Consider the following 24,887-nt stretch of genomic DNA (forward strand, 5'->3'; position numbering starts at 1 on the left):
ATGATGAAGGAGATGAATTCCATGTGGCAGTTCTGGGTCGATCGTGGCGGGACCTTCACCGATATCGTCGGGCGTCGTCCTGACGGGTCGGTGGTGACGCACAAGGTCCTGTCGGAGAACCCGGAGCGGTACCGTGATGCCGCCGTTCAGGGCATTCGCGACCTGCTGGGTCTCGGCCCGGATGATCCCATCCCCTCCGACCAGATCGAGGCGGTGAAGATGGGGACCACCGTCGCCACCAATGCCCTGCTTGAGCGGAAGGGCGACCGTTGCCTGTTCGTGACCAATCGCGGCTTCCGCGATGTGCTGCGCATCGGTTACCAGAACCGCCCGAACCTGTTCGCGCTGAATATCGAACTGCCGGAGATGCTTTACGACAGCGTGATCGAGGTGCCAGGCCGGGTCGATGCGGCCGGTGAGGAACTGGAGGCACTGGACCTGGACACTGCGCGGCAGGAACTGCAGGCCGTGTTCGACGATGGAATCCGGGCTGCGGCCATCGTGTTCATGCACGGCTACCGCTATCCGGCCCACGAGAAGGCCGTGGCCGATCTGGCCCGGGAAATCGGCTTCACCCAGGTTTCCACCAGCCACGAGACCAGCCCGCTGATGAAGATCGTCAGCCGGGGCGACACCACCGTGGTCGATGCCTATCTGTCGCCGATCCTGCGCCGCTATGTCGATCAGGTGGCGAGCGAGCTGGGCGATGTGCGGCTGATGTTCATGCAGTCGAACGGCGGGCTGACCGACGCCAACCTGTTCCAGGGCAAGGATGCGATCCTGTCCGGCCCGGCAGGCGGCGTCGTCGGCATGGTCCGCACCGCAGAGATGGCGGGCTTCGGCAAGGTCATCGGCTTCGACATGGGCGGCACCTCCACTGACGTGTCCCACTATGACGGCACGTTCGAACGGGCCTTCGAGACCAATGTGGCCGGGGTCCGCATGCGCGCGCCGATGATGCTGATCCACACGGTTGCCGCCGGTGGTGGCTCGATCCTGCATTTCGAGGACGGGCGCTATCAGGTGGGGCCGGACTCCGCCGGGGCCAATCCGGGACCGGCCTGCTATCGCAAGGGCGGACCACTGGCGGTCACGGACTGCAACGTCATGCTGGGCAAGCTGCAGCCGGATCATTTTCCGCATGTCTTCGGCCCGAATGGCGATGAACCGCTGGACGCCGAGGCCGTGCGGCAGAAGTTCGAGGAACTGACGGCCCGCATCTCGGCGGAGACCGGCGACAGCCGGACCCCGGAGCAGGTCGCGGCAGGCTTTCTGGAGATCGCGGTCGAGAACATGGCCAATGCGATCAAGAAGATCTCCATCCAGCGTGGCTACGACGTGTCCAAGTACGTCCTGAACTGCTTTGGCGGGGCAGGGGGGCAGCATGCCTGCCTGGTGGCCGACAAGCTGGGCGTCGAGACGGTGCTGCTGCACCCGCATGCCGGTGTGCTGTCCGCCTATGGCATGGGCCTGGCCGACACGCGGGCGCTGCGCGAACGCGCGGTTGAACTGCCGCTGGACGACGCCGGTGTGGCGGAGGTCGGTCGCGTCCATGATGCGCTGGCCACGGAAGCGGAGAAGGAACTTCTGGCGCAGGACATTGCCGCGGAAGTGATCGAGACCCGGCGCGGCGCGCTGGTGCGCTACGACGGCTCCGATACCGCGCTGGCCATCGCCTTCGGCAGCCTGGAAGAGACGAAGCAGGCCTTCGAGACCGCGCATCGCCAGCAGTTCGGCTTCACCAGCCCCGAGAAGACAATCATCGTCGAAGCGGCAACGGTGGAGGCCATGGCCCCCGGTGATGTCATCGACGATCCGGAGAGCGACGGTGTCGCCAACGAACCGGACCGCATCGCCGAGGTCTCGTCATGGATGGCGGGCGAGGAGCACAGGACCGGTGTCTTCGACCGTGAGACGATGCAGCCGGGCGCCACGATCAGTGGTCCGGCGATCATTCGCGAACCGACCTCGACCACCGTCATAGAACCGGGCTGGCAGGCTGAACTGACGGCGAAACGGCATCTGATCGTGCGCCGGGTGGAGGCGCGCAGCAACGCCCGCGCCATCGGCACCGAAGCCGATCCGGTGATGATGGAGATCTTCAACAACCTGTTCATGAACATCGCCGAGCAGATGGGCGTGGTGCTGGAGCGCACGGCCTATTCGGTGAACATCAAGGAGCGGCTGGACTTCTCCTGCGCTGTCTTTGATGCAGCGGGGGAACTGATCGCCAATGCGCCGCACATGCCGGTGCATCTCGGCTCCATGTCGGAATCCATCAAGACCGTTGTCAGGGAGAACGCGGCGACGATGAAGCCCGGCGACGTCTACATGCTGAACGCGCCCTACAACGGCGGCACGCATCTGCCTGACGTCACCGTCATTGCCCCGGTCTATGACGATGCGGGGGCAGAGGTGCTGTTCTATACCGCATCGCGCGGCCATCACGCCGACATTGGCGGCAAGACGCCCGGCTCCATGCCCCCCGACTCCACCAATGTGGAGGAGGAAGGTGTGTTGCTGGACAATGTGTTGCTCGTCGATGGTGGCAAACTGCTTGAACAGGAAACCATCGATCTGCTGAGCTCCGGCAAGTATCCGGCGCGCAATCCGCACCAGAACATGGCCGACCTGGCCGCCCAGATTGCCGCCTGCGAGAAGGGCGCGCGGGAACTGCGGCGCATGGTGGAGGATTTCGGCCTCGACGTGGTGCGGGCTTACATGGGCCATGTGCAGGACAATGCGGAGGAATCCGTGCGCCGCGTTATCGACGTGCTGCACGACGGGGAATTCAGCTATCCGATGGACGATGGTTCCGTCATTCAGGTGAAGGTCAGTATCGACCATGATGACCGCTCCGCCGTGATCGACTTCACCGGCACCTCCGAGACCCACCCCACCAACTACAACGCGCCGACGGCGGTGGCCTATGCGGCGGTGCTCTATGTCTTCCGCTGTCTGGTGGATTCGGAGATCCCGCTGAACGGCGGCTGTCTGAAACCGCTGAAGGTCATCATCCCGGAGAAATCCATGCTGCGTCCGGTCTATCCGGCCGCCGTCGTGGCCGGGAACGTGGAGACCAGCCAGTGCATTACCGACTGCCTGTTCGGTGCGCTGGGGGTCATGGCGGCCGCGCAGGGCACCATGAACAACTTCACCTTCGGCAATGAACGCCATCAGTACTACGAAACCATCTGTGGCGGGGCAGGGGCCGGGCCGGACTTTGACGGCACCAGTGCGGTCCATACCCATATGACCAATACCCGCCTGACCGACCCGGAAGTGCTGGAATTCCGCTATCCCGTGATCCTGGAGCATTTCCACGTCCGCACCGGATCAGGCGGCAAGGGCGCACACCATGGCGGCGACGGCACCGTGCGCCGGATCCAGTTCCGGGAGGCAATGACGGCCTCCTTCCTCTCCAGCCATCGCAAGGTCGCACCGTTCGGCCTGAACGGCGGTGAAGACGGGGCCGTGGGCAGGAACTTCGTCGTCCGCGCCAACGGCGACACCGAACAGCGCCCCGGCTGGTCGATCGCAGACCTGAACCCCGGCGACGCCATCATCATCGAAAGCCCGGGGGGCGGGGGATTCGGGTCTGCGTGAAGCCTCGTCAGTAACCCTGAAACAGGAAATCCAGTGCGCCCGAAATCTTCGCGAACTCGGGCGAAAGGCTGGAAACCGGCTGGCGCAGCAATGATGCCGGTACGGTTGCCAGCAACTGGGTGACCATCACGTATTGCTTGCCGTTGATGGTGAATTCCGGGTTCAGCCGGTCCGCGGCCTGCGGTGCCGCGGATCTTTCCATCAGCGGCACCACCACCCTGGTGCTCATTTCGTCCAGAAGATCAGCCTGAACATCAAGCAGAAGGCTGTCATCATTCGGCCCGGGAAAGACATCGTAGCGTGGCATCAGAACTGGCGGAATTCACTCAATGGAATACCGTTTTCCTCCACCCATTCGTTGTACGAACCGATAGCAGCGGCATTGTCACGCCGCCATGCCTCTTCCCTGGCCTTGCAAACTGCATCCTGGACCCCGGACTCGGCAGCGAGTGACATGTTCACCTTGAGCGCCTTGGCCTCTGCAACCAGTTCGCTTTCCAGAGACAGGTTTGTACGAATTTTCGCCATGATTTTCCTCGTCTGTTGCGCATATCTTATGCGCATAACCAATGGCGAGACAACAGACACGACCCTCGATAGCTGTCGGGAACCGGCGTATGTCGAGAGACCAGAACTGTCGACCGGAACAGGTTTCTTGCGCGCCGGCTACCTGAACTGTCCCGGCAGCCAGACGGCGATCTCCGGGAACAGCATCAGGAAGACCAGCACCAGCAGTTCCAGTCCGATGAAGGGCAGGGCGGCGGCATAGATCTGGGTCAGGCGGATCTCCTGCGGGGCCACGCCTTTCATGATGTAGAGCAGCAGCCCGAACGGCGGCGTCAGCAGGCTGATTTCCATGGCGATCAGCATCATCACCATGACCCAGATCGGGTTCATGCCCAGGCTGTCGGCGATGGGCAGGAAGAAGGGCAGGGTCAGCAGCGCCATGGAGACCTGATCCATGAAGGCGCCGAGGAACAGCAGGATCAGCATCATCAGCGCCATGGCGGTGATCGGTGTCAGGTTCAGACCGCCCACAAGCTGCAGCAGGCCGCTGGTCGCACCGGAGATCTGCAGCACCTGGGAGAAGGTGAGGGAACCGGCGATGATGAACAGGATCATGACGTTGATCCTGGCCGTCTCGGTCAGCGCCTTCCTCAGCCGCGCGAAGGTCAGTTCGCCATAGCAGGCGCAGACCACCAGGGCGGCGACACAGCCCAGCGCCGCCGCTTCCTCCGGGGCCGCGACACGGAAGAAGATGCTGCCCACCACCACCGCGAAGATGGTGAACAGCGGCAGCACATCGCGCACGAACGGGCCCCAGCGTTCCCAGCCGTGCGCGGTCTCCGGCTCGTCATCGACCGGGGCGAGGGACGGATTCATGCGGCAGCGTGCCATGACATAGACCACGAACAGGATCGCCATCAGGATGCCGGGCAGGATACCGGCGATCAGCAGATCCTTGATGGAGCGCTCCGCCAGGCTGGCCAGCAGCACGGCCAGCGCGGAGGGCGGAATCAGCATGGCGATGCCGCCAACCGCCATGATCGGACCCATGGCGAGCTTCGGCTGATAGCCGCGTTTCAGCATGTCGGGCAGCATGACACTGCCCAGGATGGCCGTATTGGCGATGGTCGAGCCGGAGAGGGAGGAGAAGACGGTGCCCCCCGCGATGGAGACGACGGTCAGCCGTCCCGGCATCCGCGCGATCATGCGGTCGATGGCCTTGATCGCCCGGAATGCCACCCCGGTCTGGAACAGGATCTCGCCCATCAGGATGAACAGCGCCACCGGGACGAGGGAGAAGCGGGAGATGGCGAAGACATACTCGATCGGCATCACCGACAGGCCGATCTCGCCGCGCATGAAGACATAGACGCCGACGATATTGGCGGCGAAGAAGGCAAATACCACCGGCAGGCCGAGAAACATCAGCCCGATGACGATGCCCAGCATCATGGCCAGCGCCCAGTACCACTCCATGATCATGACTGGTGGTCCGCCGTGGTCGAGGCGGGGTAGCCTTCGGCTGCACCCCCCATCGACCGCTTCGCGGCCACTTCCCCCGCAAGGGGGGAAGAGGGGAAATGCCGTGATGCGGCGGTGCTCCTTCCTTCCCCCTGGAGGGGGAGGATCGAGGTGGGGGGGAATCCCGGCGGTGGCGATTGGTCACCGCGGTATCGGGCCATCGCAGCCAGCATCACAACCCCTTCGCTTGGTCGGTTTCCGCATCGGGGGCCGCGCCGCCGCGCAGCAGACGGAACAGGAACTCGATGGCCAGCAGGGTGAAACAGGCGACGAAGACCGACAGCAGCACCCATTCGGGCATGGCGAAATACTTGTGCTGCATCGACTGGAACATCCAGGCGCTGTCCAGACTGACCCAGCCGTAGTGGACCAGTACCAGACAGACGGCACATCCGACGAGATCCAGCAGACGCTCCAGCCCACGGGCGAGGGGGGCGGGCAGGTTGCCGACCAGCAGATCGACGCGCACGTGCGACCCCTGACGCAGGACCCAGGGGGCACCCAGGAACACGCCGGCAAACAGCAGATACTCGATGATCTCGTTGAGGCCCGACAGGTTGCCCCAGCCGAACAGGCGCAGCGCCAGGTCCACGGAAATGGACAGCGCGAAACCGCCGACAGTCAGCCCGACCAGCAGGCCGACCAGCCCGTAGGCGACCCCGAAGGCGCGGTCGATGGCGGCGAGGGCGGTCATGTCATCCGGTTTCCGAAACGAAACAGGGGACCGCGCCACACGGCACGATCCCCCGCGTCCCCGACCAGTGGACTATTCCTTCGCGAACAGCGCACGCAGCTTCGCCGCATTGGCGGGGCTGGTCTCCTCCAGCCCGGCCCAGCCTGCGTCACGTGCCGTACCCAGCCACTTCGCCCGGTCATCGCCGGTAAAGGTGATGATGGTGTACTGCTCAGCCTGTTTCGCCATGGACTTCTCGACGGCGGTCTTGTCGACGCCGACCGCCTTCTTCTCCATCTGCATGACGACCGTGGTGATCAACTTCCGCGCCTTGTCGCTCAGGCCGTTCCAGCTCTTCAGGTTCACCAGCACATTGATGTCGGCATCATAGAAACCGGGATCGACGCGCGATGCGGTGACTTCTTCCCAGCCCGGACGCATGCCGGTGATCGGCCAGCCAAAGCCGCCGACCGTGCCGTTCTCCATCAGCGGGTAGATCTGTGCCAGGTCCGAATTCTGCGTGGTGGCGCCCAGCGCCTTGAAGAAGTTGGTGTAGATCGGCGCGACGCGCAGGTGCAGGCCGGTCAGGTCCGGCTTGTCGATGGATTTGCCCTTGCCGAGGTAGAGGTGAAACGGGGTGCCGTAGTGGATGCGCCCCAGCGGCTTCAGGTTCTTGTTGCCGTGGATCTCCTCCATCAGCGCCCAGCCGCCATTGGCGCGGATCTCGTCCGGCGTCCGTTCCAGCAGTTTCCAGGCATCCGCCTCCGGCACCACGTTCTGGTAATAGGCACCGGTGCAGTTCACCAGGTCATAGACGCCCTGTGCCTGCTTCTGCACCATGGTGAAGGGGCTGCCAATGGCGGGCGCGCCCCCCAGATAGTTGATCTTGACGGTCTGGCCACCCTGCTCGTTTATCTGTTTCACAACGCTTTCGAAGCGCTTGGAAAAGAACGAATTCTGCGGAAAGCAGCTTGCCGCGACGAGTGTCGTCTGGGCCTGTGCCGCGCTGGCACCGGCCAGTGCCGCGACCCCGAGGGCCGCTGCGGTCACGAGACCGCGAATATCCGGATAGCGCATTGGCTTCCCCTCCCTGTTTTTTCGTTGGGGAAACTATGAACAGGGGCAGGGGGCAGCGCAAGGGTACGGGGGTGGAATGGGCGTGCGCGACATTCCCGTGGGAACCGTCTGTTGTTGCTCGCCCTTCCGGAAAGACGACGCTCGCGGACTTGATCCGTGAGCCCATGCTCCGACGTCTGCGCGGCACTCTGGGTACCCGGATCAAGCCCGGGTACAGCGTGGCTTGGGGGGCAGGGACAGTTCACCCTCTCCACCTCCCACGATGCTCGCGGACTTGATCCGCGAGCCCAGTCTCCCACGTGCGTGCGGCACTGCCGGCACCCGGGTCAAGCTCTGGCGAGGTCTGGTAGGAAGGGCGCAGGCGGCCTGCGGTCAGGCGTCGAGCGCCTCACCCTCCAGCGTGATGCGGTGCATCTCCCGCCGGGCGCCGTGATAGTCGTTGACGGCATAGTGCCAGCTTGCCCGGTTGTCCCAGAATGCGATCGATCCCGGTGCCCACTGGAACCTGTAGGTATGCTCGGGCCGGGACGCATGGGCGTAGAGCATCTTCAGCAACGGCTCGCTCTCTTCCTTCGTCCAGCCCTCGAACTGCAGCGTAAAGGCGTCGTTGACGTAGAGCGCCTTGCGGCCGCTGATCGGGTGACTGATGACCACCGGATGCACGGCATCCTGCTGCGCCAGCTCGGCATTGCCCAGACGACCCTTGTAGCCTTCACGCCCCTGGGCGTTCGGGCCGAAGCGGTGTCGGCTGGAATGGACCGCACGCAGGCCGTTCAGGGTCTGCTTCAGACCGTCGGAGAGACTGTCGTAGGCCGCGTACATGTTGGCGAACAGCGTGTCACCGCCGCGCGTCGGCGTTTGCCGCGCCAGCAGCATGGAACCCATGGCGGGGATCTGATCGTAGGAATGGTCCGTGTGCCAGGCACCGCCGATATTGGCCGTCTGGTCCGGTTCCTTGACGACCAGGGCAATCTTGTCGTGTGTCGGAACACGGGAGAAGAAGCGGTTGACGTTGATCTCGCCGAACTTCTCCGCTGCCTCGATATGCTGGTCCGGTGTCAGCTTCTGATCGCGGAAGAACAGCACACAATGATCGCCCAGGGCCTGGCGCAGCGCGCCGACCGTGTTGCTGCTCAGATCATTGGCCAGATCGATACCCTGCACGAAGGCACCGACACCGCCGGGTGTGGGTTCGATTTTGAATGGCTGCGCTGCTGTGTCGGCCATGATTGTGATCTCCCGCCTGCGGACCGGTTCTGTGCCGGTTCCGGTTCAATGTCCTGCATGTGTCAGGCGTCGGTTTAACACAAGTGCATTAGAGGGAACAGGCGCGAGATGCGCATGGGCGTATTGCGGACCAGACAGGGGAATGTTTCAGGAGGTTTTCGCGCCTCTCCGCCGACCGTCGTAAATATCGTATAATCAATATTATGGAAAATTATGGAAGCAGGTAGTTTGTGGCTGGCCGAAACCTGCTGGCCCACCTTCGCCGAAGAGCGTCATCACGTCGACCACCAGACAGACACCACCAACATCCCACAACCGCTTTCATGTTGCTGTTCCCCGTAACCTGCCCTTGGGAATGCCAGGAATGATTGCCACTATCCGCCCAGAGGTCGTCTCCGAGACCGGTTCAATCTTGGAATGCATTGAATCTGCGCATGCACGATCCACGAACACGATCACCGAGGTGCGCAACAACGGCTACACGGAAATGCACCTCAATACCCATAACCCATGAAGGACAACATCAGCCTGTACGCCTATCTGGGCTGGAAGGTTCTCTCCGTATCCGGAAACACGGTCAGCATGATGAGAGACTTTCGGCAGAAGCCTCTCTGAGGCGACAGAATCAGGCGTCAGACGGCATGCCTCCCCGGTCGCAGCACCATCCGCGTGGTCAGCAGCCTTGCTCCGGCGACGGCGCGGAGGCGGTGGCCCATGGGGCGGAAACCGGCGCGGGCGAAGACGGGGCGGGAGAGGCGGCTGGCATCGGTGGTGAAACTGGTGATTCCGTGGCTGCGGGCGTGGTCCAGGGCGTGGACCAGCAGGCGGCTGGCGATGCCGCTGCGGGTGGCCGCAGGGTCGGTGAACAGCATGCGGACGTGGCCGTCCTGCATGATCTCCGCGAAGCCCAGCACGACCTCCCCGCCGTGCCCGAGGCTGCCGCCCTGCCCCGCACCCGGGAATCGCTGTCGCGTCGCCCCGCCGCCGGGCACGGTCGCGACGAAGGTCCAGGTGGGCAGCATGCGATTGCGGAAGAACCGCATCGACAGGCGTGGTCTGGCCCAGGCAAGCAGGGCCTTGCGTGGATAGGCCTGGCGCGCGCCGATACGCACCGCGCGCCCGTAGAGCGCCGCAACCGCCGTGACATCATCGGCGCGGAACCGACTGATCTGCATGGGTATTCTGGTCATTGGGAAACCGGCTCATGGCTGAAACGGGCGCCACAATAACAGGGCCCCGCCGGTTTGGGGATAACGGCGGAGCCCTGTCCAGGCACGGAGGTCTGTCTTGCGCTGCTGCCCGTCTGTATAGCCTGAATGGCGGGCCTTCCAGGTGTCGCGCCACTGCGACCGGCGGGAAAGATGATGACCGGACGGAGGGTGCGCCCTGCGGATCGGACCCTGGGCAGCGATGTTACCGTATGTACGGCTGGCCGGTGATTTCTCCGGCCTGTTCGCGTCGCACCGCCCCTTGGGGATGCGGCCCGCGACGCTCAGTTTCGACCAATGGTGTCTGCTGGCCCGTCAGGGCCTGACACCGGATGTTCAGCAGGTCACTGCCTGGTTCGGTGGCGTCATTTTCATAGCCTCCGCTTCATGTGGTTTACGCAACGTAATGTAGCACGATCCGCAGCCTGCCGACAGCGCATTCGTGCGGGGGCTTGGGCGAAGCGGCGGCAAGGCTTGAAACCGGCGCGGGCAGCCGCTATAAGCCGCGCTTCACCGGTCTTCCGGCAGGGCATGCCGCGTTGACCGTTCAGCAGATGGGGGCTCCGTCCCGCATCATCCATCGAGAGAGGAAGCAAATGCCCAAGATGAAGACAAAGAGCGGCGCCAAGAAGCGGTTCCGCCTTACTGCCACCGGCAAGGTGCGCATGCAGCAGGCGGGCAAGCGCCACGGCATGATCAAACGAACCCAGAAGCAGATCCGCAACCAGCGCGGCACGACCATCATGGCCGACTGCGATGCGAAGATCGTCAAGCAATACATGCCTTACGGCTGACCTGAAGGAGACGCAGAGAAATGGCACGTGTAAAGCGTGGCGTCGTCAGCAGGGCGCGCCACAAGGAAGTCATGAAGCAGGCCAAGGGTTTCCGCGGCCGCAGCAACAACACCATCCGCATGGCCCGCGAACGGGTCGAGAAGTCACTGCAGTACGCCTATCGCGACCGGCGGGTGAAGAAGCGGAATTTCCGCGCCCTCTGGATCCAGCGCATCAACGCCGGCGTGCGCGAGCATGGCATGACCTATGGCGTCTTTATCGACGGCCTGAAGCATGCAGGCATCGAAGTTGACCGCAAGGTAATGGCCGACATCGCCGTGCGCGATCCCGCCGCCTTCAAGGTTCTGGTCGATCAGGCCCGGGCCGCCCGCGAGGCAAAGTACGCCGCCGAGTAAGCGACCGGCGGCTGACGCCTCGACTGATCTGGTGGAACAGGCCCGTACCTGAATGCGGTTCGGGCCTGTTCCCGCCGGACCCACAGCGAGCAGCGTTGAACAATGGATATCGAGAAGCTTGAGGCCGACCTGATCGGCCAGATCACGGACGCCGCAAATCTTGGCGATCTGGAGGCGGCACGTGTCGCCACCCTGGGGAAGAAGAGCCGTCTGAGCGAGGTCATGCGTGGCCTGGGCAAGATGGACCCCGCCGAGCGCCAGCAGGTCGCCCCGCGCCTGAACGCGCTGAAGAATTCCCTCAACCAGGCCATCGACGACCGCCGCACCGCCCTGAAGCGCGCGGAGCTGGAAGTGCGCCTGGCCGCGGAGCAGGTGGACATCACCCTGCCCGCCCGGCCCGAGGTGACGGGCCGCATCCATCCGGTCAGCCAGGTGGTGGACGAGATCACCGAGATCTTCGCCGACATGGGCTTCGCCATCGCCGAAGGGCCGGACATCGAGGATGATTTCCACAACTTCACGGCCCTGAACTTCCCGCCGGCCCACCCGGCGCGGGACATGCACGACACCTTCTTCTTCGATCCGAAGGACGACGGGGAGCGGATGCTGCTGCGGACTCATACCTCCTCGGTGCAGATCCGCACCATGGAGACGCAGGACCCGCCGCACCGCATCGTCATTCCGGGCCGCACCTACCGTTCCGACTCCGACATGACCCATACGCCGATGTTCCATCAGATCGAGGGGCTGGTGATCGACCGGAACCTGCACATGGGACATCTGAAGGGCACGCTGGAAGCCTTCAGCCGCGCCTTCTTCGAACTGGACGAGGTGCGGATGCGCTTCCGCCCCAGCTATTTCCCCTTCACGGAACCGTCCGCGGAGGTCGATATCGGCTGTTCCTTCGACAAGGGCCAGATCCGCATCGGTGAAGGCACCGACTGGCTGGAAATCCTCGGCTGCGGCATGGTCCACCCGAACGTCCTGCGCGCCTGCGGGCTGGACCCGGAAGAGTGGCAGGGCTTTGCCTGGGGCATGGGCATCGACCGGATCGCGATGCTGAAGTACGGCATCCCTGACTTGCGCGCCTTCTTCGATTCGGATGTCCGCTGGCTGCGCCATTACGGGTTCCAGCCGACAGATGTGCCATCGCTGGGCGGGGGGCTGAGCCGATGAAACTCACCCTTGGCTGGCTGAAGGATCATCTGGAGACAGATGCGACCCTGGAACAGGTGTTGGAGAAGCTGACCGCCGTGGGGCTGGAGGTGGAGAGCGTCACTGACCGCGCCGCCGAACTGGCCGACTACACAGTGGCCCATGTGGTGGAGGCCGTGCCGCACCCGGACGCCGACCGGCTGCGCGTCTGCAAGGTCGATACCGGCAGCGGTATCGAGCAGGTGGTCTGCGGCGCGCCCAATGCGCGGACGGGCATGAAGGGCGTCTTCGCCCGCTCCGGCCTGACCATTCCGGGCACCGGCCTTACCCTGAAGCCGACGAAGATCCGCGGTGTCGACTCCAACGGCATGCTGGTGTCAGAGCGGGAGATGGGGCTGTCGAACGAACATGACGGCATCATCGAACTGGCCGCAGACGCACCCGTGGGTGTGCCGTTCGCCGGTGTCGTCGGGCTGGACGATCCGGTGATCGAGGTGGCGATCACGCCGAACCGCCAGGAGTGCCTCGGCATCCACGGCATCGCCCGCGATCTGGCCGCTGCCGGACTGGGCACCCTGAAGCCGTTCGACCGCAGCCCAGTCGGCGGTGCCTTCCCCTCCCCCATCGGGGTACGCTTCACCTTCGACGATCCGGCGACGGCGGATGCCTGCCCGGTTTTTCACGGCTGCTACGTCCGTGGTGTGAGGAATGGCCCGAGCCCTGAGTGGATGCAGCGACGGCTGAAGGCCATCGGCCTGCGCCCGATCTCGACACTGGTCGACATCACCAACTTCGTCACCTACGACCTTGGCCGCCCGCTACATGTCTTCGACGCGGACAAGGTGCAGGGCGACATCCAGGTCCGTCTGGGACGCGAAGGCGAGTCCTTCGTCGCCCTGGACGACAGGACCTACGAGATGGCGGGCACCGAATGCGTCATCGCCGACGACTCCGGCGCCCATGGCTTCGGTGGCGTGATGGGTGGCGCGGCGAACGGCTGTACGGCGGAGACGGTGAACGTCTTCATCGAGAGCGCCTGGTTCGATCCGGTTCGCACGGCCCAGACCGGTCGGCGGCACGGTATCGATTCCGATGCCCGCTATCGCTTCGAACGCGGCGTCGACCCGGAAAGCGTGGCCTGGGGCATCCATGTCGCGGCGCGTCTGGTGACCACGCTCTGCGGTGGCGAGGCCAGTGACATCGTGCAGACGGGTGCGATTCCTGACCAGTCACGCACCCTGCGCCTGCGCCAGAGCCGAATCGCCTCCCTGGGCGGTGTGCAGGTGCCGGAGACAGAGACCCGCCGTATCCTGAGCGACCTCGGTTTCGGCGTCGAAGGTGAGGGCGAGGACATGCAGGTCAGCGTGCCGAGCTGGCGCATCGATGTGGATGGCGAAGCCGACCTGGTCGAGGATGTCGTTCGCATCTTCGGCTATGACCATATCGAGACCGTGCAGCTGCCGCGTCTCAGCGACGTGGCGACCCCTTCCCTGACGGCCGGGCAACGCAACGTGCGCACCGCCCGCCGGGCGCTGGCCGCGCGCGGCATGTATGAATGCGTGACTTGGTCGTTCCTGCCGAAGGCGCAGGCGGAACTGTTCGGTGGCGGCGACGCGACCCTGCGGCTCGCCAACCCGATCTCCGCTGATCTGGACTGCATGCGGCCGTCGCTGCTGCCCAACCTGATCACCGCCGCCGCACGCAATGCAGCACGGGGCAACGGCGACATCGCCCTGTTCGAGGTCGGTCCGCAGTACCGCAGCGATGCCCCTGACGGGCAGGACACGGTGGCCGGCGGCATACGGCGCGGACGTACCGGCGACCGTCACTGGGCCGCCAGCCCCCGCGCCGTGGACGCATTCGACGCCAAGGCCGACGCGGAGGCCCTGCTGAACGCCGTCGGGCTGGACACGTCCAAGGTCCAGATCGCGCGCGGTGCATCCGCCTGGTATCACCCGGGCCGTTCGGGCGTCATCCAGTTGGGTCCGAAGCTGCGGCTGGCGCAGTTCGGCGAAATCCATCCGGCGGTGCTGGAGGAACTGGACATCAAGGGGCCGCTGGTCGGGTTCGAGGTGTTCATGGATGCCATCCCGCAGCCGAAGGCCGGTCGCAAGACGACGCGCCCGCCGCTGACCGTCTCCGACTTCCAGGCCGTGACGCGCGACTTCGCCTTCGTCGTTGCCCGCGATGTGGCCGTCGCCGACATGATCCGCGCCGCCCGCGGTGCCGATCGCAACCTGATCACGGCGGTGGACATCTTCGACCTCTACGAGGGCGAGCGCATCGGCGCGGATGCCAAGTCCGTGGCCATGTCCGTGCGAATGGAACCCATGGACCGCACGCTGACCGACAAGGAAATCGACGCGGTCGGCGAAAAGGTCATCGCCAACATGGCCAAGTCAGTAGGCGCAAGCCTGCGCGGCTGAGTCGTTCGACCGAAACCGCCGCGCAGGAAGGCTCAGACCCGCTCCAGCACGATGGCAATGCCCTGCCCGACGCCGATGCACATGGTGCAGAGCGCATAGCGGCCGCCGGTGCGGTGCAACTGGTTGACGGCTGTCAGGATCAGGCGCGCGCCGCTGGCACCCAGCGGATGGCCGAGGGCGATGGCACCGCCATGCGGGTTCACGTGATCAGCATCATCGGGCAGGCCGAGCTGACGGGTCACGGCCAGTGCCTGGGCGGCAAAGGCCTCGTTCAGTTCGATGACGTCCATGTCGGCGATGGTCAGCCCCACCTGTGCCAGCACCTTCTCCGACGCCGGGGCCGGACCGAAGCCCATGATCCGGGGAGGCACACCGGCGGTCGCCATGCCGAGGATGCGCGCACGCGGAGTCAGGCCATTGCGGGCTGCCGCCGCCTCCGTCGCGATCATCATGGCGCAGGCGCCGTCATTCACGCCTGAGGCATTGCCTGCGGTCACGGAGCCACCTTCACGGAACGGCGCGGGCAGCTTGGCGAGGGCCTCCAGCGTGGTACCGCCGCGAATATGTTCATCATCGGCCACAACGACAGGATCGCCCTTGCGCTGCGGGATGGTCACCGCCGCGATCTCCTCCGCGAAGATACCGTCCGCCTGTGACTTCGCCGCGCGCTGCTGGCTGCGGAAGGCAAAGGCGTCCTGATCCTCGCGCTTGATCTGGTAATCGGCGGCCACGTTCTCCGCCGTCTCCGGCATGGAATCGACGCCGTACATCTTCTTCATCTGCGGATTGACGAACCGCCAGCCGATGGTGGTGTCATACATCTGTGCCGAGCGGGAAAACGCGCTGTCCGCCTTGCCCATGACGAAGGGCGCGCGGGTCATGCTCTCGACACCGCCGCCGATCATCAGTTCCGCCTCGCCTGCCTTCACCGCGCGTGCTGCCGTACCGACGGCATCCATGGACGACCCGCAGAGCCGGTTGATGGTGGAGCCGGGAACACTCTCCGGCAGGCCGGCCAGCAGGGAGGCCATGCGGGCGACATTGCGGTTGTCCTCCCCCGCCTGATTGGCACAGCCGTAGATCACGTCATCCACGGCGTCCCAGTCGACGCCGGTCAGCTTCTCCTTCAGCGCCTTCAGCGGGTGAGCCGCCAGATCGTCGGCGCGTACAGTCTTCAGCCCGCCGCCAAAGCGTCCGAACGGTGTCCGCACTGCCTCACATACAAACGCTTCAGCCATGTCTCGTTTCCTCTCGGGGTGGTTCACTGTTTTTCAAAGGATAGGGCGTCCGCCGACGCTGTAAACGTCTCAACCGCTTCCGTTATCAGGTCACTTTGGCGCGTGCATGGAACCGCGGCTGATCCCAGGTCCGGTTGCGCAGGATGTCCTCCAGCGTCTTCGCGGCCTTCAGCACATCCGCGAACGAAAGATAGAGCGGCGTGAAGCCGAAGCGGATCACGTCCGGTTCCCGGAAGTCGCCGATCACGCCCTGGTCGATCAGAGCCTGCATGACGGCGTAGCCATCAGGACAGTGCCATGACACCTGTGATCCGCGGCTGTCGCCGTCGCGTGGGCTGGCCAGGCGCAGATCATGGTCGCCGGCGAACCGGTCAATGCAGGCGATGAACAGATCGCCTAGGGCAAGAGACTTTGCCCGCACGGCCTGCATGTCCACATCGTCCCAGACATCCAGCGCCGCATCCATGGCGACCATCGACAGGATAGCCGGGGTGCCGACCCGGAACCGGTCGATGCCTTCTGCGGGACGATAGTCCGGATCGAACGCAAAAGGCGCTGCGTGGCCCATCCAGCCGGTCAGGTGGCTGTTCACCTGATTCTGCAGTTCGGGGCGCACATAGAGGAACGCCGGCGCGCCGGGGCCGCCATTGAGATACTTGTAGCCGCAGCCGACGGCAAAATCCGCTCCGGCTCCGGCAAGATCGACCGGCAGGGCACCCGCCGAGTGCGCCAGGTCCCAGATCGTCACGATGCCAAGATCACGGGCGCGGGCGGTCAGGGCATGCATGTCGTGCAGTCGCCCGGATCGGTAGTCGACCTGTGTCAGCATCAGGACCCCGACATCCGGCGTCATGGCAGCCGCAACATCCTCCGGCGCGACAGTCGTCAATGTCCCTGCCCGGCCGAGCTGACCCTGCGCCACATACAGGTCGGTCGGGAAATTGCCGGTGTCGGAGAGCACCACCTGGCGTTCCGGTACCATGGCAAGAGCGGCCTGCAAGACCTTGGCGAGATTGATGGAAGTCGAATCGGCGCAGATCACCGAACTCTCGGGTGCGCCTATCAGTCCGGCAATCCGGTCGCCGATGCGGCGTGGCAGGTCCATCCAGCCTTCCGCGTTCCAGCCCCGGATGAGCTGTTCACCCCAGCCGCGCGAGACCGCGTCCGCCACCCGTGCCGGAACGTTGCAAGGCAGCACCCCGAGGGAATTGCCATCCAGATAGACCAGCCCCGCGGGAATGGTGAAACGTTCCCGCCAGCCGGAAAGCGGGTCGGCGGCATCGAGATCGGCGGCACGTTGCGTCAGGTCATCCATTGCGTGGCCCTGCTGCTTCCCGCCGATACCCGCGTCCGCTCTCAGAGGTCGGGCAGTACCCGGTCCGGCGGGGTGTGGCCGTCAACGAAGGTCTTGATGTTGATCAGCACCTTCTCGCCCATGTCCACACGTCCCTCGATGGTCGCGGAGCCCATGTGCGGCAGCAGCACGACATTGTCGAGCGCCAGGAGCTTCGGGTTCACGGCGGGTTCATGCTCGAACACGTCCAGCCCCGCTCCGGCGATGTCGCCTGCCCGCAGCATCCGTGTCAGCGCGTTCTCGTCGATCACCTCGCCGCGGGAGGTGTTCACCAGATACGACGTCGGCCGCATCAGCTTCAGGCGCCGGGCGGAGAGCAGATGGTATGTCGCGGGCGTATGCGGGCAGTTGACGGAGATGATGTCCATGCGGGCCAGCATCTGGTCCAGGCTCTCCCAGTAGGTCGCCTCCAGATCCTTCTCGATGCTTTCGTGCAGGCGGCGGCGGTTGTGATAGTGAATCGACAGGCCGAAAGCGCGGGCACGGCGGGCGACGGCAGTGCCGATCCGGCCCATGCCGATGATGCCGAGGCGCTTGCCCCAGATCCGGTGACCCAGCATCTGTGTCGGTGACCAGCCCTGCCAGTCCCCTTCCCTGAGCTTGCGCTCACCCTCGGTCAGGCGGCGCGGCACGGCCAGCAGCAGCGCCATCGTCATGTCGGCGGTATCCTCGGTCAGCACACCCGGCGTGTTGCAGACAGTGATCCCCCGCTGGCGCGCGCCGGCAAGGTCGATGTGGTCCACGCCCGTGCCGAAGCTGGCGATCAGCCTCAGGTTCGGGTTGGCCTGGCTGAGGATGGCGGCATCGATCCGGTCCGTCACCGTGGGGACAAGGACATCGGCAACCTTCACGGCCTCGATCAGTTCCGCCTTCGTCATCGGCGTGTCATCGAGGTTCAGGCGGGTGTCGAACAGCTCCATCATCCGGGTCTCGATCGGATCGGGCAGCTTGCGGGTGACAACGACCAGCGGCTTCTTGTTGGTGCTCATGATGCTCGGCAATCCCTCGTGCGGTACGGCGCTTGACGCTGGAGTATCAGCGGCTTCCCGCCTTGTCCAGCAATCACCGGACGTGTCGGCGTCACATGCCGCATCGAATTGTGTTTTCGGAATCCAAGCTTGCCATTATCCTCCCGCGCCGCAGGGGAGACGGTCCCAGGACAGCGGGACCGTGCGAGCATGAGGGAGCAAGATGGGCATGGCTGATGAAGCCAACGCGAGCCTGGACAAGCTGAGGGCCGACATCGACCGGATCGATCAGGAGCTGCACGCCCTGTTGCGGGAGCGCGCCGCGGTCGTGAAGCGTGTCGGGCTGGCCAAGCGTGCCTCCGGCGGTGCCGCCGCGCCGATCGTGCGTCCGGGCCGGGAGGCCAATGTCATCCGTGCCCTGGTCAAGCGACATGACGGTGCCATGCCTGTCGCCTCGGTCGCCCGCATCTGGCGCGAACTGATCGCCGATGCCTGCCAGATGCAGTCCCCCTTCCGCATCGCGCTGCATGCGCCGGAGCGGTCCATCAGCCACTGGGACGTGGTTCGGAACCATTTCGGCACCATTGCCCCCATCACACTGTGCGGCAGCGCACAGCGAGTCCTGCAGGAGCTTGAGACGCCGGGTACCATCGGCGTCCTGCCCTGGCCGGATCACGATGTTCCGTCACCCTGGTGGCCGCACATGGCTACATCCGACCTTTCGGCCAGCGTCGTCACCGCACTGCCGTTCTTCGAGAGCGCCACGGGCCACTTCGAGGACCGCAAGCTGATGGTCGTCGCGACCTATCCGGCGGAGGAATCCGGCGACGACACCAGCTATGTGGTCGTGCAGACCGACCCTGAGCTCAGCCGGACCCGCCTCGGCGGCCTGCTGGACCGGCATGGTCTTTCCGGCCACGTGATCGCGACCAGCGGCCGGGAGGATGATTTCAAGCAGTTGCTGGAGATCGATGGTTTCGTCAGTCGTGGTGACCCCCGCATCGCCGCACTGGAGCAACAGTCGGAAGGCCAGATCCACCGGGCCATTCCGATCGGGGCCGCGGCCCGGCCAGTCGGGATGCTCGACAGCCGGGGCTGACGCCGCTCTGGACCCTGCGCCCTTGCAGTGCTATCGCGCCCTTGCACGGTCCTGTCCCGTGCCGAGGTGCTATCCTGAGGTTTGCCGCCATGACCACGCCAACACCACAACCCGGCCTGATGCAGATCACCCCTTACAAGGGGGGTGAATCGGAGCTTGAGGGTCTGGACAACGTCCGCAAGCTGTCCGCAAACGAGACGCCGCTGGGTGCCAGCCCGCGCGCCATCGCGGCCCTGAAGGAAATGGCCGAGACGGTGCATCGCTATCCGGACGGCGGGGCGGTGCGCCTGCGGCAGATGCTGGGGCAGCGTTTCGGCCTGCCCGCGGACAATCTGATCTGTGGCAATGGCTCCGATGAGCTGATCGGTCTGATCACCTCCGCCTATGCCGGTGTCGGTGACGAAGTGCTCTACAGCCGTCACGGCTTCCTGATGTACCCGATCGCCGCCATGGCAAACGGGGCAACCCCGGTCGCGGCGCCCGAGACGGATTTCTGCGCCGATGTCGATGCGCTGCTGGCCGCAGTGACGCCACGCACCCGCATCCTGTTTCTCGCGAACCCCAACAATCCGACCGGAACCTACCTGTCGCGTGACGAGGTTGCGCGCCTGCGCGACGGCCTGCGCGACGACATCCTGCTGGTCATCGACGCGGCCTACGCCGAATACGTCGGCAAGAACGACTACGACTCCGGCGCGGCGCTGGTCGCGAAGCATGACAATGTCATCATGACGCGCACCTTCTCCAAGATCTTCGGACTGGCCGGACTGCGGGTCGGCTGGGCCTATGCGGCACCGGAGATCATCAGCGTGCTGCATCGTGCACGGGGGCCGTTCAACACCAACCTGATGGCGCAGGCGGCGGCGATTGCCGCGCTGGAGGATACCGCGCATCTGGATGCGGCACGGGCGCACAACGACCGCTGGCTGCCCTGGATGACCGACAAGCTGCAGGCTCTTGGCTTCGATGTGCCGCCGTCCATCGGCAATTTCGTCCTCGCCCGCTTTCCCGGTGGCCCGGATCAGGCGAATGCGGCGGATGCCTACCTGCGGGCGCGCGGCATCATCCTGCGCCAGATGGGCGGCTACGGGCTGCCTGAAGCCCTGCGCATCACCATCGGCACCAAGGCGGACAATGAGGCGGTTGTTGCGGCCCTGCAGCAGTTCCTGACCGAAGGATGAGTGATTTCATTCCGTTTCGGCGGCTGACCCTGATCGGGATCGGCCTCATCGCCTCGTCCATTGCACGCGCCGCGCGGGTGGACGGGCTGGCGGAGGAGATCGTCTGTGCTACGCCCGATGCCGACCATCGGGCACGGGCCCTGCGTTCCGGCCTGGTGGACCAGGCCTTCGCGAGCAATGCGGAGGCCGTGGTCGGATCCGATCTGGTGATTATCTGCACACCGGTCGGTGTCATGGGCACCGTGGCGGCGGAAGTCGGACCTGCCCTTGAGGCGGGCGCAATCCTCTCCGATGTCGGGTCGGTGAAGGATGGTGTCGTTCGCGCGGTCGGACCGCATGTTCCTTCGCACGCCCACTTCGTTCCGGCACACCCGATCGCAGGCACGGAGAATTCCGGGCCGGATGCCGGGTTTGCCAGCCTGTTCCGTGGTCGCTGGTGCATCCTCACGCCCCTTCCCGGGGGCGATGCCGAAGCGACCGAACGTCTGAGCAGCTTCTGGGTTGCGATGGGCGCTCTGGTGGAGACCATGGACACGAAGCACCACGATCAGGTGCTGGCCATCACCAGTCATATCCCGCATCTGATCGCCTACAACATCGTGGGCACGGCGGATGACATGGAGGCGGTCACGAAGTCCGAGGTGATCAAGTTCTCAGCCGCCGGTTTCCGCGATTTCACCCGCATTGCCGCGTCTGACCCGACCATGTGGCGCGACGTGTTCCTGAACAACCGGGAGGCCGTGCTGGAGATGCTGGGCCGCTTCACGGAGGATCTGGCCGCCCTGCAACGGGCGATCCGCTGGTCCGACGGCGACGCCCTGTTCGACCTGTTCACCCGCACCCGCGACATCCGTCGCGCGATCATCGACGCGGGTCAGGAAACCCATGTGCCCGACTTCGGCCGGCACGTGGCGGAGGAACCGGACCTGCCCAAGGCGTGACACTCGCGAGGCCGTCGCGGGCACCGGCGGAGATGCAGATGCTGGCCAGCGTGCGTTCCTGCTCATAGGGCCAGGACCGCCCCCGGTGCAGGGTGGCGCGTTCATCCCATACCAGCAGGTCTCCCGGTTGCCAGACATGGCTGTAGACCATGGCCGGGCGCGTGGCGAAATCGATCAGTTCATCGATCAGGGCCAGCCCTGCATCCGGTTCCATGCCTTCGACACCACAGGCGTGGGAGGCGATATAGAGCGAGTCCGTGCCATTCACGGGGTTGCGCCAAAGCGACCGCCAGAGCTGGTCGCCCCAGCGGTTCATTTCCGGGCGAGCGGCAAGTTCCCCGGAGATGCGTGCCCGCGAGTGCGCAAGCCTGTGTCTGAATATGGCCCCCTGCGTCCGTGCCTTCAGGTCCCGCGGCATGTCGGCCCAGGCGACGCGGGTGGACACCAGCTCCGTCTCGCCACCTTCCGACGGCAGGACACGGGCCGCCAGCAGGTTGGCGAGCGCTGGCACCGGCAGGAAGGTGCTGTCGGTGTGCCAGAGCTGATTCCCGGTCAGATTGAGGGTATGCAGGCTGTCAGGCGCAGCGACGGTTCCGTCGGCCAGCCGGTTGGTGACATTGTCCATCCGCGGATCAGGCCCATTCGCGCCCATGGAGCGATCCTCGACCGGACCGAATAGCGCGCCGAAGCGAAGGTGCGCCGCATCATCGAGGTCCTGGTTCCGGAAGAGCAGCAGGGAGTGTTCCTCGAACGCTGCCCTGATCCGCCCGAAAAGTGGCCCCGCACGCACCTGGCGCACGTCAACATCCAGGACCTCCACCCCGAAGCGATCATGCAACGGGGCCAGTTTCATGATCCGGGATGCTCCTTGGCCCAGCGTCCGGCGTCGGCCGGGGACATGCGGACCGTCAGGCTGATCGCCTGTTCCCCGTCCTGCCGCGACAGGATCTCGCTGTTCCGGTAGAGCCAGGCGAGAGACGCGCCATCGGCGGGATCGACCGTCGTCACGACCTCGACCTTGGTGCGGGCGATGCGGCGGGCGATTTCTGCCGCCAGATCATCCAGCCCCTCCCCCGTGATCGCGGAGACAAGCACGCCGGGGAACTTCCGTGCCGCAGCCTCGTCAGCCACAGCCTGTCGGGTCTCCGCATCCAGCAGGTCGATCTTGTTGTAGACCTCCACGATCCGCGGTGTGTCGCCGGGGTCGATGCCCAGTCCCTCCAGCACGCCAGCCACATCGGCGGCCTGCGCCTGGCTGTCCGGCTGGGCGGCATCGCGGACATGCAGGATGATGTCGGCCTCCACCACCTCCTCCAGCGTCGCGGAGAAGGCGGCGACAAGCTGGGTCGGCAGGTCGGCAACGAACCCCACCGTGTCGGAGAGGATCACCGGGCGCCCGTCCGACAGGGTCACGGCCCGCATCGTCGGGTCCAGTGTCGCGAAGAGCTGGTCACGGGCATAGACCTTCGCGCCGCTGAGATGATTGAACAGCGTGGACTTGCCGGCATTGGTGTAGCCAACCAGCGCCACGACCGGGAACGGCACGTCCTGTCGGGGTTTCCGGTGCAGGCCGCGGGTGCGCTTGACGTGTTCCAGGTCGGATTTCAGTCGCACGATACGTTCATCGATCAGACGCCGGTCGATCTCGATCTGCGATTCACCCGGGCCGCCGAGGAATCCTGCACCGCCGCGCTGCCGTTCCAGATGGGTCCAGGACCGCACCAGGCGGGAACGCTGGTACTGCAGATGTGCGAGTTCGACCTGCAGCCGCCCTTCCCGCGTGCGGGCCCGGGCACCGAATATCTCCAGAATCAGACCGGTACGGTCGATCACCTTCGCCCCGACCGCCCGCTCCAGATTGCGCTGCTGCGTCGGCGAGAGAGTGGCGTCGACCACGACCAGTTCCAGTTCCTGTGCCTCCACGGCGGCCGCGATCTCGGCCACCTTGCCGCCGCCGATCAGGGTCGACGGGCGGGGATTGTCGAGACGCAGGGATTCCGCGTGGCGCACATCCAGCTGGATGGCGTCACAGAGGCCAACAGCCTCCTCCAGCGCCACCGAAGGCTCCCGTGTTGCCTCCATCGGCAACCAGGGATCGATCAGCAGCGTTCGGGCACCAACGGCACCCGTTCCATGTTGTTCAGTCAAATGTCAGTCTTTCCAGAGGGTTCCGGCGCAGACCATCATGCAGACGGTGCCGGAATATGCTCGAAAAGGTCGACAGGCTGTGAAGGCATTACCGTGGAAATCGCATGCTTGTAGACAAGCTGAACATGGGCGTCCCGGCGCAGCAGTACACAGAAATTGTCGAACCAGCTGATCATGCCCTGAAGCTTGACGCCATTCACCAGAAACACGGTGACCGGCACCTTGTTCTTCCGAACATGATTCAGGAATACATCCTGTACATTCTGCGGACGCTCGCTTGCCATTTGCGTCGTTCCTTCTTTTTGTTCCGGCCCGCACCGGCTTCTTGGAAGCCTCGAACACGTGCAACCGGAAGAGCTACTATACAACTCTACACTGGGATTTTTGCTGCCCCGCACACAAGCCACCATTTTGCATAGCGGCAAACCGCTGCTGCCGGGGCATCAACCTGAGCGAGGACGCACCACAACTGTCAGTGGGACTCAGATGGTCTTTCCTGCCGCCGCGTCAACCTGTTCCGACGCGACATAGTTGCGAAATATCTCAACCAGACGGGATGTCACACTGCCGGGACGCCCGTTGCCGATCACACGGTCATCCACCTGGACAACAGGTGTGGCGAGGGCGGATGCACTGGTCAGGAACACCTCCCGCGCGCTCTTCAGCTCCTCGACCGTGAAGGGACGTTCGACAACCTCTATCCCCTCCCCCTCGACCAGGCTGATCAGGGACAGGCGGGTGATGCCGTTCAGGATGTCATGGCTGACGGGCCGGGTGACCAGCCGACCCTCGCCGTCAACGATCCAGGCGTTGGTGGAACTGCCCTCGGTCACGTAGCCATCCGCATCATACATGAAGGCCTCATGTGCACCGGCCTCCCGCGCGGACTGCTTGGCCAGGCAGTTGGGCAGCAACCCCACGGTCTTGATGTCGCACCGCGCCCAGCGCTGGTCCGGTGCGGTGATGACCTGCACCCCAACTTCGGCCTGCTTGCCCAGGCCGCCTGCGGGCTTGCTGTTGGCGTAGACGACAATCGCCGACTCCGGGTCCGCCGGGAATGCGTGGTCCCGCGGCGCGACACCGCGTGTGATCTGCAGATAGACGTGTCCGGTGCGGACCCGGTTACGACGGATCACTTCCTCGATCACCAGCGCGAGCGCACGGTCGGTCATGGGCGGCGTGATGCGCAGTTCCCGAAGGCTGCGTGCAAGACGTTCGCGATGGCCGATCCCGTCAATCTGCTTGCCGGCGATGACGGGAATCACCTCATAGACGCCATCGGCAAACTGATAGCCCCGGTCCTCCACATGCACGCTTGCCAGACCATGCGGAACGTACTGGCCGTTCACGAATGCCACTCTGCCCACTG

Annotated in this window: 22 protein-coding genes; 8 read left to right on the forward strand and 14 right to left on the reverse strand. The window is 64.8% G+C overall.

What is annotated here, in order from left to right:
- Positions 1-3: 3 nt before the first annotated feature.
- A complete protein-coding gene (locus QGV55_RS08495; RefSeq protein ID WP_281017255.1) occupies positions 4-3,606 on the forward strand; it encodes a hydantoinase B/oxoprolinase family protein in 3,603 nt (1,200 codons plus the stop codon).
- 7 nt (positions 3,607-3,613) lie between these two features.
- Here the strand turns inward: QGV55_RS08495 and QGV55_RS08500 are convergent, their stop codons facing one another.
- The 7 genes from QGV55_RS08500 to QGV55_RS08530 all read right to left on the reverse strand — a co-directional run bounded on the left by QGV55_RS08500 (position 3,614) and on the right by QGV55_RS08530 (position 9,801).
- Positions 3,614-3,913, reverse strand: coding sequence for a CcdB family protein (locus tag QGV55_RS08500; protein WP_281017254.1), 300 nt, complete (start codon positions 3,911-3,913; stop codon positions 3,614-3,616).
- Positions 3,913-4,134: a type II toxin-antitoxin system CcdA family antitoxin gene (locus tag QGV55_RS08505; RefSeq protein ID WP_281017253.1), complete on the reverse strand. Its 222-nt coding sequence runs from the start codon at positions 4,132-4,134 to the stop codon at positions 3,913-3,915. The genes QGV55_RS08500 and QGV55_RS08505 overlap by 1 nt, the downstream gene beginning before the upstream one ends.
- 138 nt (positions 4,135-4,272) lie before the next feature.
- Entirely contained in the window at positions 4,273-5,595 is a 1,323-nt protein-coding gene (locus tag QGV55_RS08510; RefSeq protein ID WP_281017252.1) for a TRAP transporter large permease subunit, read from the reverse strand.
- Positions 5,596-5,806: 211 nt separating this feature from the next.
- Positions 5,807-6,328 (reverse strand): TRAP transporter small permease, encoded by a 522-nt coding sequence (locus QGV55_RS08515; RefSeq protein WP_281017251.1) that lies wholly within the window; start codon positions 6,326-6,328, stop codon positions 5,807-5,809.
- A 72-nt stretch (positions 6,329-6,400) separates the two neighbouring features.
- Positions 6,401-7,384 (reverse strand): hypothetical protein, encoded by a 984-nt coding sequence (locus QGV55_RS08520; RefSeq protein ID WP_281017250.1) that lies wholly within the window; start codon positions 7,382-7,384, stop codon positions 6,401-6,403.
- A 372-nt stretch (positions 7,385-7,756) separates the two neighbouring features.
- Complete coding sequence (locus tag QGV55_RS08525; protein WP_281017249.1) at positions 7,757-8,611, reverse strand: TauD/TfdA family dioxygenase; 855 nt, start codon at positions 8,609-8,611, stop codon at positions 7,757-7,759.
- Between the two features lie 632 nt (positions 8,612-9,243).
- Entirely contained in the window at positions 9,244-9,801 is a 558-nt protein-coding gene (locus QGV55_RS08530; protein ID WP_281017248.1) for a GNAT family N-acetyltransferase, read from the reverse strand.
- Between the two features lie 614 nt (positions 9,802-10,415).
- On the opposite strand from QGV55_RS08530, the gene rpmI reads away from it, so the two are divergent.
- From rpmI to pheT, 4 genes are all read left to right on the forward strand, one after another.
- Entirely contained in the window at positions 10,416-10,613 is a 198-nt protein-coding gene (rpmI, locus tag QGV55_RS08535) for a 50S ribosomal protein L35 (protein WP_281019876.1), read from the forward strand.
- Between the two features lie 20 nt (positions 10,614-10,633).
- A complete protein-coding gene (gene rplT / locus QGV55_RS08540) occupies positions 10,634-11,008 on the forward strand; it encodes a 50S ribosomal protein L20 (RefSeq protein WP_281017247.1) in 375 nt (124 codons plus the stop codon).
- Between the two features lie 102 nt (positions 11,009-11,110).
- Positions 11,111-12,184, forward strand: a complete 1,074-nt coding sequence (pheS, locus tag QGV55_RS08545) for a phenylalanine--tRNA ligase subunit alpha (RefSeq protein WP_281017246.1) — start codon at positions 11,111-11,113, stop codon at positions 12,182-12,184.
- Positions 12,181-14,589 carry a phenylalanine--tRNA ligase subunit beta gene (gene pheT / locus QGV55_RS08550; protein ID WP_281017244.1) on the forward strand — a complete coding sequence of 803 codons (2,409 nt, stop codon included), beginning with the start codon at positions 12,181-12,183 and terminating at the stop codon, positions 14,587-14,589. The genes pheS and pheT overlap by 4 nt, the downstream gene beginning before the upstream one ends.
- A 32-nt stretch (positions 14,590-14,621) precedes the next feature.
- Here the strand turns inward: pheT and pcaF are convergent, their stop codons facing one another.
- From pcaF to QGV55_RS08565, 3 genes are all read right to left on the reverse strand, one after another.
- Positions 14,622-15,827: a 3-oxoadipyl-CoA thiolase gene (gene pcaF, locus QGV55_RS08555; RefSeq protein ID WP_281017243.1), complete on the reverse strand. Its 1,206-nt coding sequence runs from the start codon at positions 15,825-15,827 to the stop codon at positions 14,622-14,624.
- An 85-nt stretch (positions 15,828-15,912) separates the two neighbouring features.
- Positions 15,913-17,142, reverse strand: a complete 1,230-nt coding sequence (gene kynU, locus QGV55_RS08560; RefSeq protein WP_281017242.1) for a kynureninase — start codon at positions 17,140-17,142, stop codon at positions 15,913-15,915.
- Positions 17,143-17,183: 41 nt separating this feature from the next.
- Positions 17,184-18,170 (reverse strand): D-glycerate dehydrogenase, encoded by a 987-nt coding sequence (locus tag QGV55_RS08565; RefSeq protein ID WP_281017241.1) that lies wholly within the window; start codon positions 18,168-18,170, stop codon positions 17,184-17,186.
- 208 nt (positions 18,171-18,378) lie between these two features.
- On the opposite strand from QGV55_RS08565, the gene QGV55_RS08570 reads away from it, so the two are divergent.
- The 3 genes from QGV55_RS08570 to QGV55_RS08580 all read left to right on the forward strand — a co-directional run bounded on the left by QGV55_RS08570 (position 18,379) and on the right by QGV55_RS08580 (position 21,370).
- Complete coding sequence (locus QGV55_RS08570; RefSeq protein ID WP_281017240.1) at positions 18,379-19,248, forward strand: chorismate mutase; 870 nt, start codon at positions 18,379-18,381, stop codon at positions 19,246-19,248.
- Between the two features lie 89 nt (positions 19,249-19,337).
- On the forward strand, positions 19,338-20,429 hold the full coding sequence (gene hisC, locus QGV55_RS08575) for a histidinol-phosphate transaminase (protein ID WP_281017239.1): 1,092 nt from the start codon (positions 19,338-19,340) through the stop codon (positions 20,427-20,429).
- Positions 20,426-21,370, forward strand: coding sequence for a prephenate/arogenate dehydrogenase family protein (locus QGV55_RS08580; protein WP_281023728.1), 945 nt, complete (start codon positions 20,426-20,428; stop codon positions 21,368-21,370). The genes hisC and QGV55_RS08580 overlap by 4 nt, the downstream gene beginning before the upstream one ends.
- Here the strand turns inward: QGV55_RS08580 and QGV55_RS08585 are convergent.
- From QGV55_RS08585 to QGV55_RS08600, 4 genes are all read right to left on the reverse strand, one after another.
- Complete coding sequence (locus QGV55_RS08585; RefSeq protein ID WP_281023729.1) at positions 21,291-22,223, reverse strand: TauD/TfdA family dioxygenase; 933 nt, start codon at positions 22,221-22,223, stop codon at positions 21,291-21,293. The genes QGV55_RS08580 and QGV55_RS08585 overlap by 80 nt on opposite strands.
- Positions 22,220-23,452 carry a GTPase HflX gene (gene hflX / locus QGV55_RS08590; protein WP_348637710.1) on the reverse strand — a complete coding sequence of 411 codons (1,233 nt, stop codon included), beginning with the start codon at positions 23,450-23,452 and terminating at the stop codon, positions 22,220-22,222. Before hflX ends, QGV55_RS08585 begins: the two co-directional genes overlap by 4 nt.
- 101 nt (positions 23,453-23,553) lie before the next feature.
- Complete coding sequence (hfq, locus tag QGV55_RS08595) at positions 23,554-23,802, reverse strand: RNA chaperone Hfq (RefSeq protein WP_281017235.1); 249 nt, start codon at positions 23,800-23,802, stop codon at positions 23,554-23,556.
- A gap of 198 nt (positions 23,803-24,000) precedes the next feature.
- Positions 24,001-24,885 carry a D-amino-acid transaminase gene (locus QGV55_RS08600; protein WP_281017234.1) on the reverse strand — a complete coding sequence of 295 codons (885 nt, stop codon included), beginning with the start codon at positions 24,883-24,885 and terminating at the stop codon, positions 24,001-24,003.
- Between the last annotated feature and the right edge of the window lie 2 nt (positions 24,886-24,887).

This window comes from Minwuia sp. IMCC3009 (genome assembly GCF_029909415.1).
Lineage (GTDB): Bacteria > Pseudomonadota > Alphaproteobacteria > Minwuiales > Minwuiaceae > Minwuia.

Coding starts and splice junctions, on each gene's coding strand:
- QGV55_RS08525 (WP_281017249.1), bottom strand. CDS start 8,611: ATGGCCGACACAGCAGCGCAGCCATTCAAAATCGAACCCACACCCGGC.
- rplT (WP_281017247.1), top strand. CDS start 10,634: ATGGCACGTGTAAAGCGTGGCGTCGTCAGCAGGGCGCGCCACAAGGAA.
- hflX (WP_348637710.1), bottom strand. CDS start 23,452: ATGGAGGCAACACGGGAGCCTTCGGTGGCGCTGGAGGAGGCTGTTGGC.
- QGV55_RS08520 (WP_281017250.1), bottom strand. CDS start 7,384: ATGCGCTATCCGGATATTCGCGGTCTCGTGACCGCAGCGGCCCTCGGG.
- QGV55_RS08580 (WP_281023728.1), top strand. CDS start 20,426: ATGAGTGATTTCATTCCGTTTCGGCGGCTGACCCTGATCGGGATCGGC.
- hfq (WP_281017235.1), bottom strand. CDS start 23,802: ATGGCAAGCGAGCGTCCGCAGAATGTACAGGATGTATTCCTGAATCAT.
- pcaF (WP_281017243.1), bottom strand. CDS start 15,827: ATGGCTGAAGCGTTTGTATGTGAGGCAGTGCGGACACCGTTCGGACGC.
- pheS (WP_281017246.1), top strand. CDS start 11,111: ATGGATATCGAGAAGCTTGAGGCCGACCTGATCGGCCAGATCACGGAC.
- QGV55_RS08500 (WP_281017254.1), bottom strand. CDS start 3,913: ATGCCACGCTACGATGTCTTTCCCGGGCCGAATGATGACAGCCTTCTG.
- QGV55_RS08505 (WP_281017253.1), bottom strand. CDS start 4,134: ATGGCGAAAATTCGTACAAACCTGTCTCTGGAAAGCGAACTGGTTGCA.
- QGV55_RS08585 (WP_281023729.1), bottom strand. CDS start 22,223: ATGAAACTGGCCCCGTTGCATGATCGCTTCGGGGTGGAGGTCCTGGAT.
- rpmI (WP_281019876.1), top strand. CDS start 10,416: ATGCCCAAGATGAAGACAAAGAGCGGCGCCAAGAAGCGGTTCCGCCTT.
- QGV55_RS08530 (WP_281017248.1), bottom strand. CDS start 9,801: ATGACCAGAATACCCATGCAGATCAGTCGGTTCCGCGCCGATGATGTC.
- QGV55_RS08495 (WP_281017255.1), top strand. CDS start 4: ATGAAGGAGATGAATTCCATGTGGCAGTTCTGGGTCGATCGTGGCGGG.
- kynU (WP_281017242.1), bottom strand. CDS start 17,142: ATGGATGACCTGACGCAACGTGCCGCCGATCTCGATGCCGCCGACCCG.
- QGV55_RS08510 (WP_281017252.1), bottom strand. CDS start 5,595: ATGATCATGGAGTGGTACTGGGCGCTGGCCATGATGCTGGGCATCGTC.
- hisC (WP_281017239.1), top strand. CDS start 19,338: ATGACCACGCCAACACCACAACCCGGCCTGATGCAGATCACCCCTTAC.
- QGV55_RS08565 (WP_281017241.1), bottom strand. CDS start 18,170: ATGAGCACCAACAAGAAGCCGCTGGTCGTTGTCACCCGCAAGCTGCCC.
- pheT (WP_281017244.1), top strand. CDS start 12,181: ATGAAACTCACCCTTGGCTGGCTGAAGGATCATCTGGAGACAGATGCG.
- QGV55_RS08570 (WP_281017240.1), top strand. CDS start 18,379: ATGGCTGATGAAGCCAACGCGAGCCTGGACAAGCTGAGGGCCGACATC.
- QGV55_RS08515 (WP_281017251.1), bottom strand. CDS start 6,328: ATGACCGCCCTCGCCGCCATCGACCGCGCCTTCGGGGTCGCCTACGGG.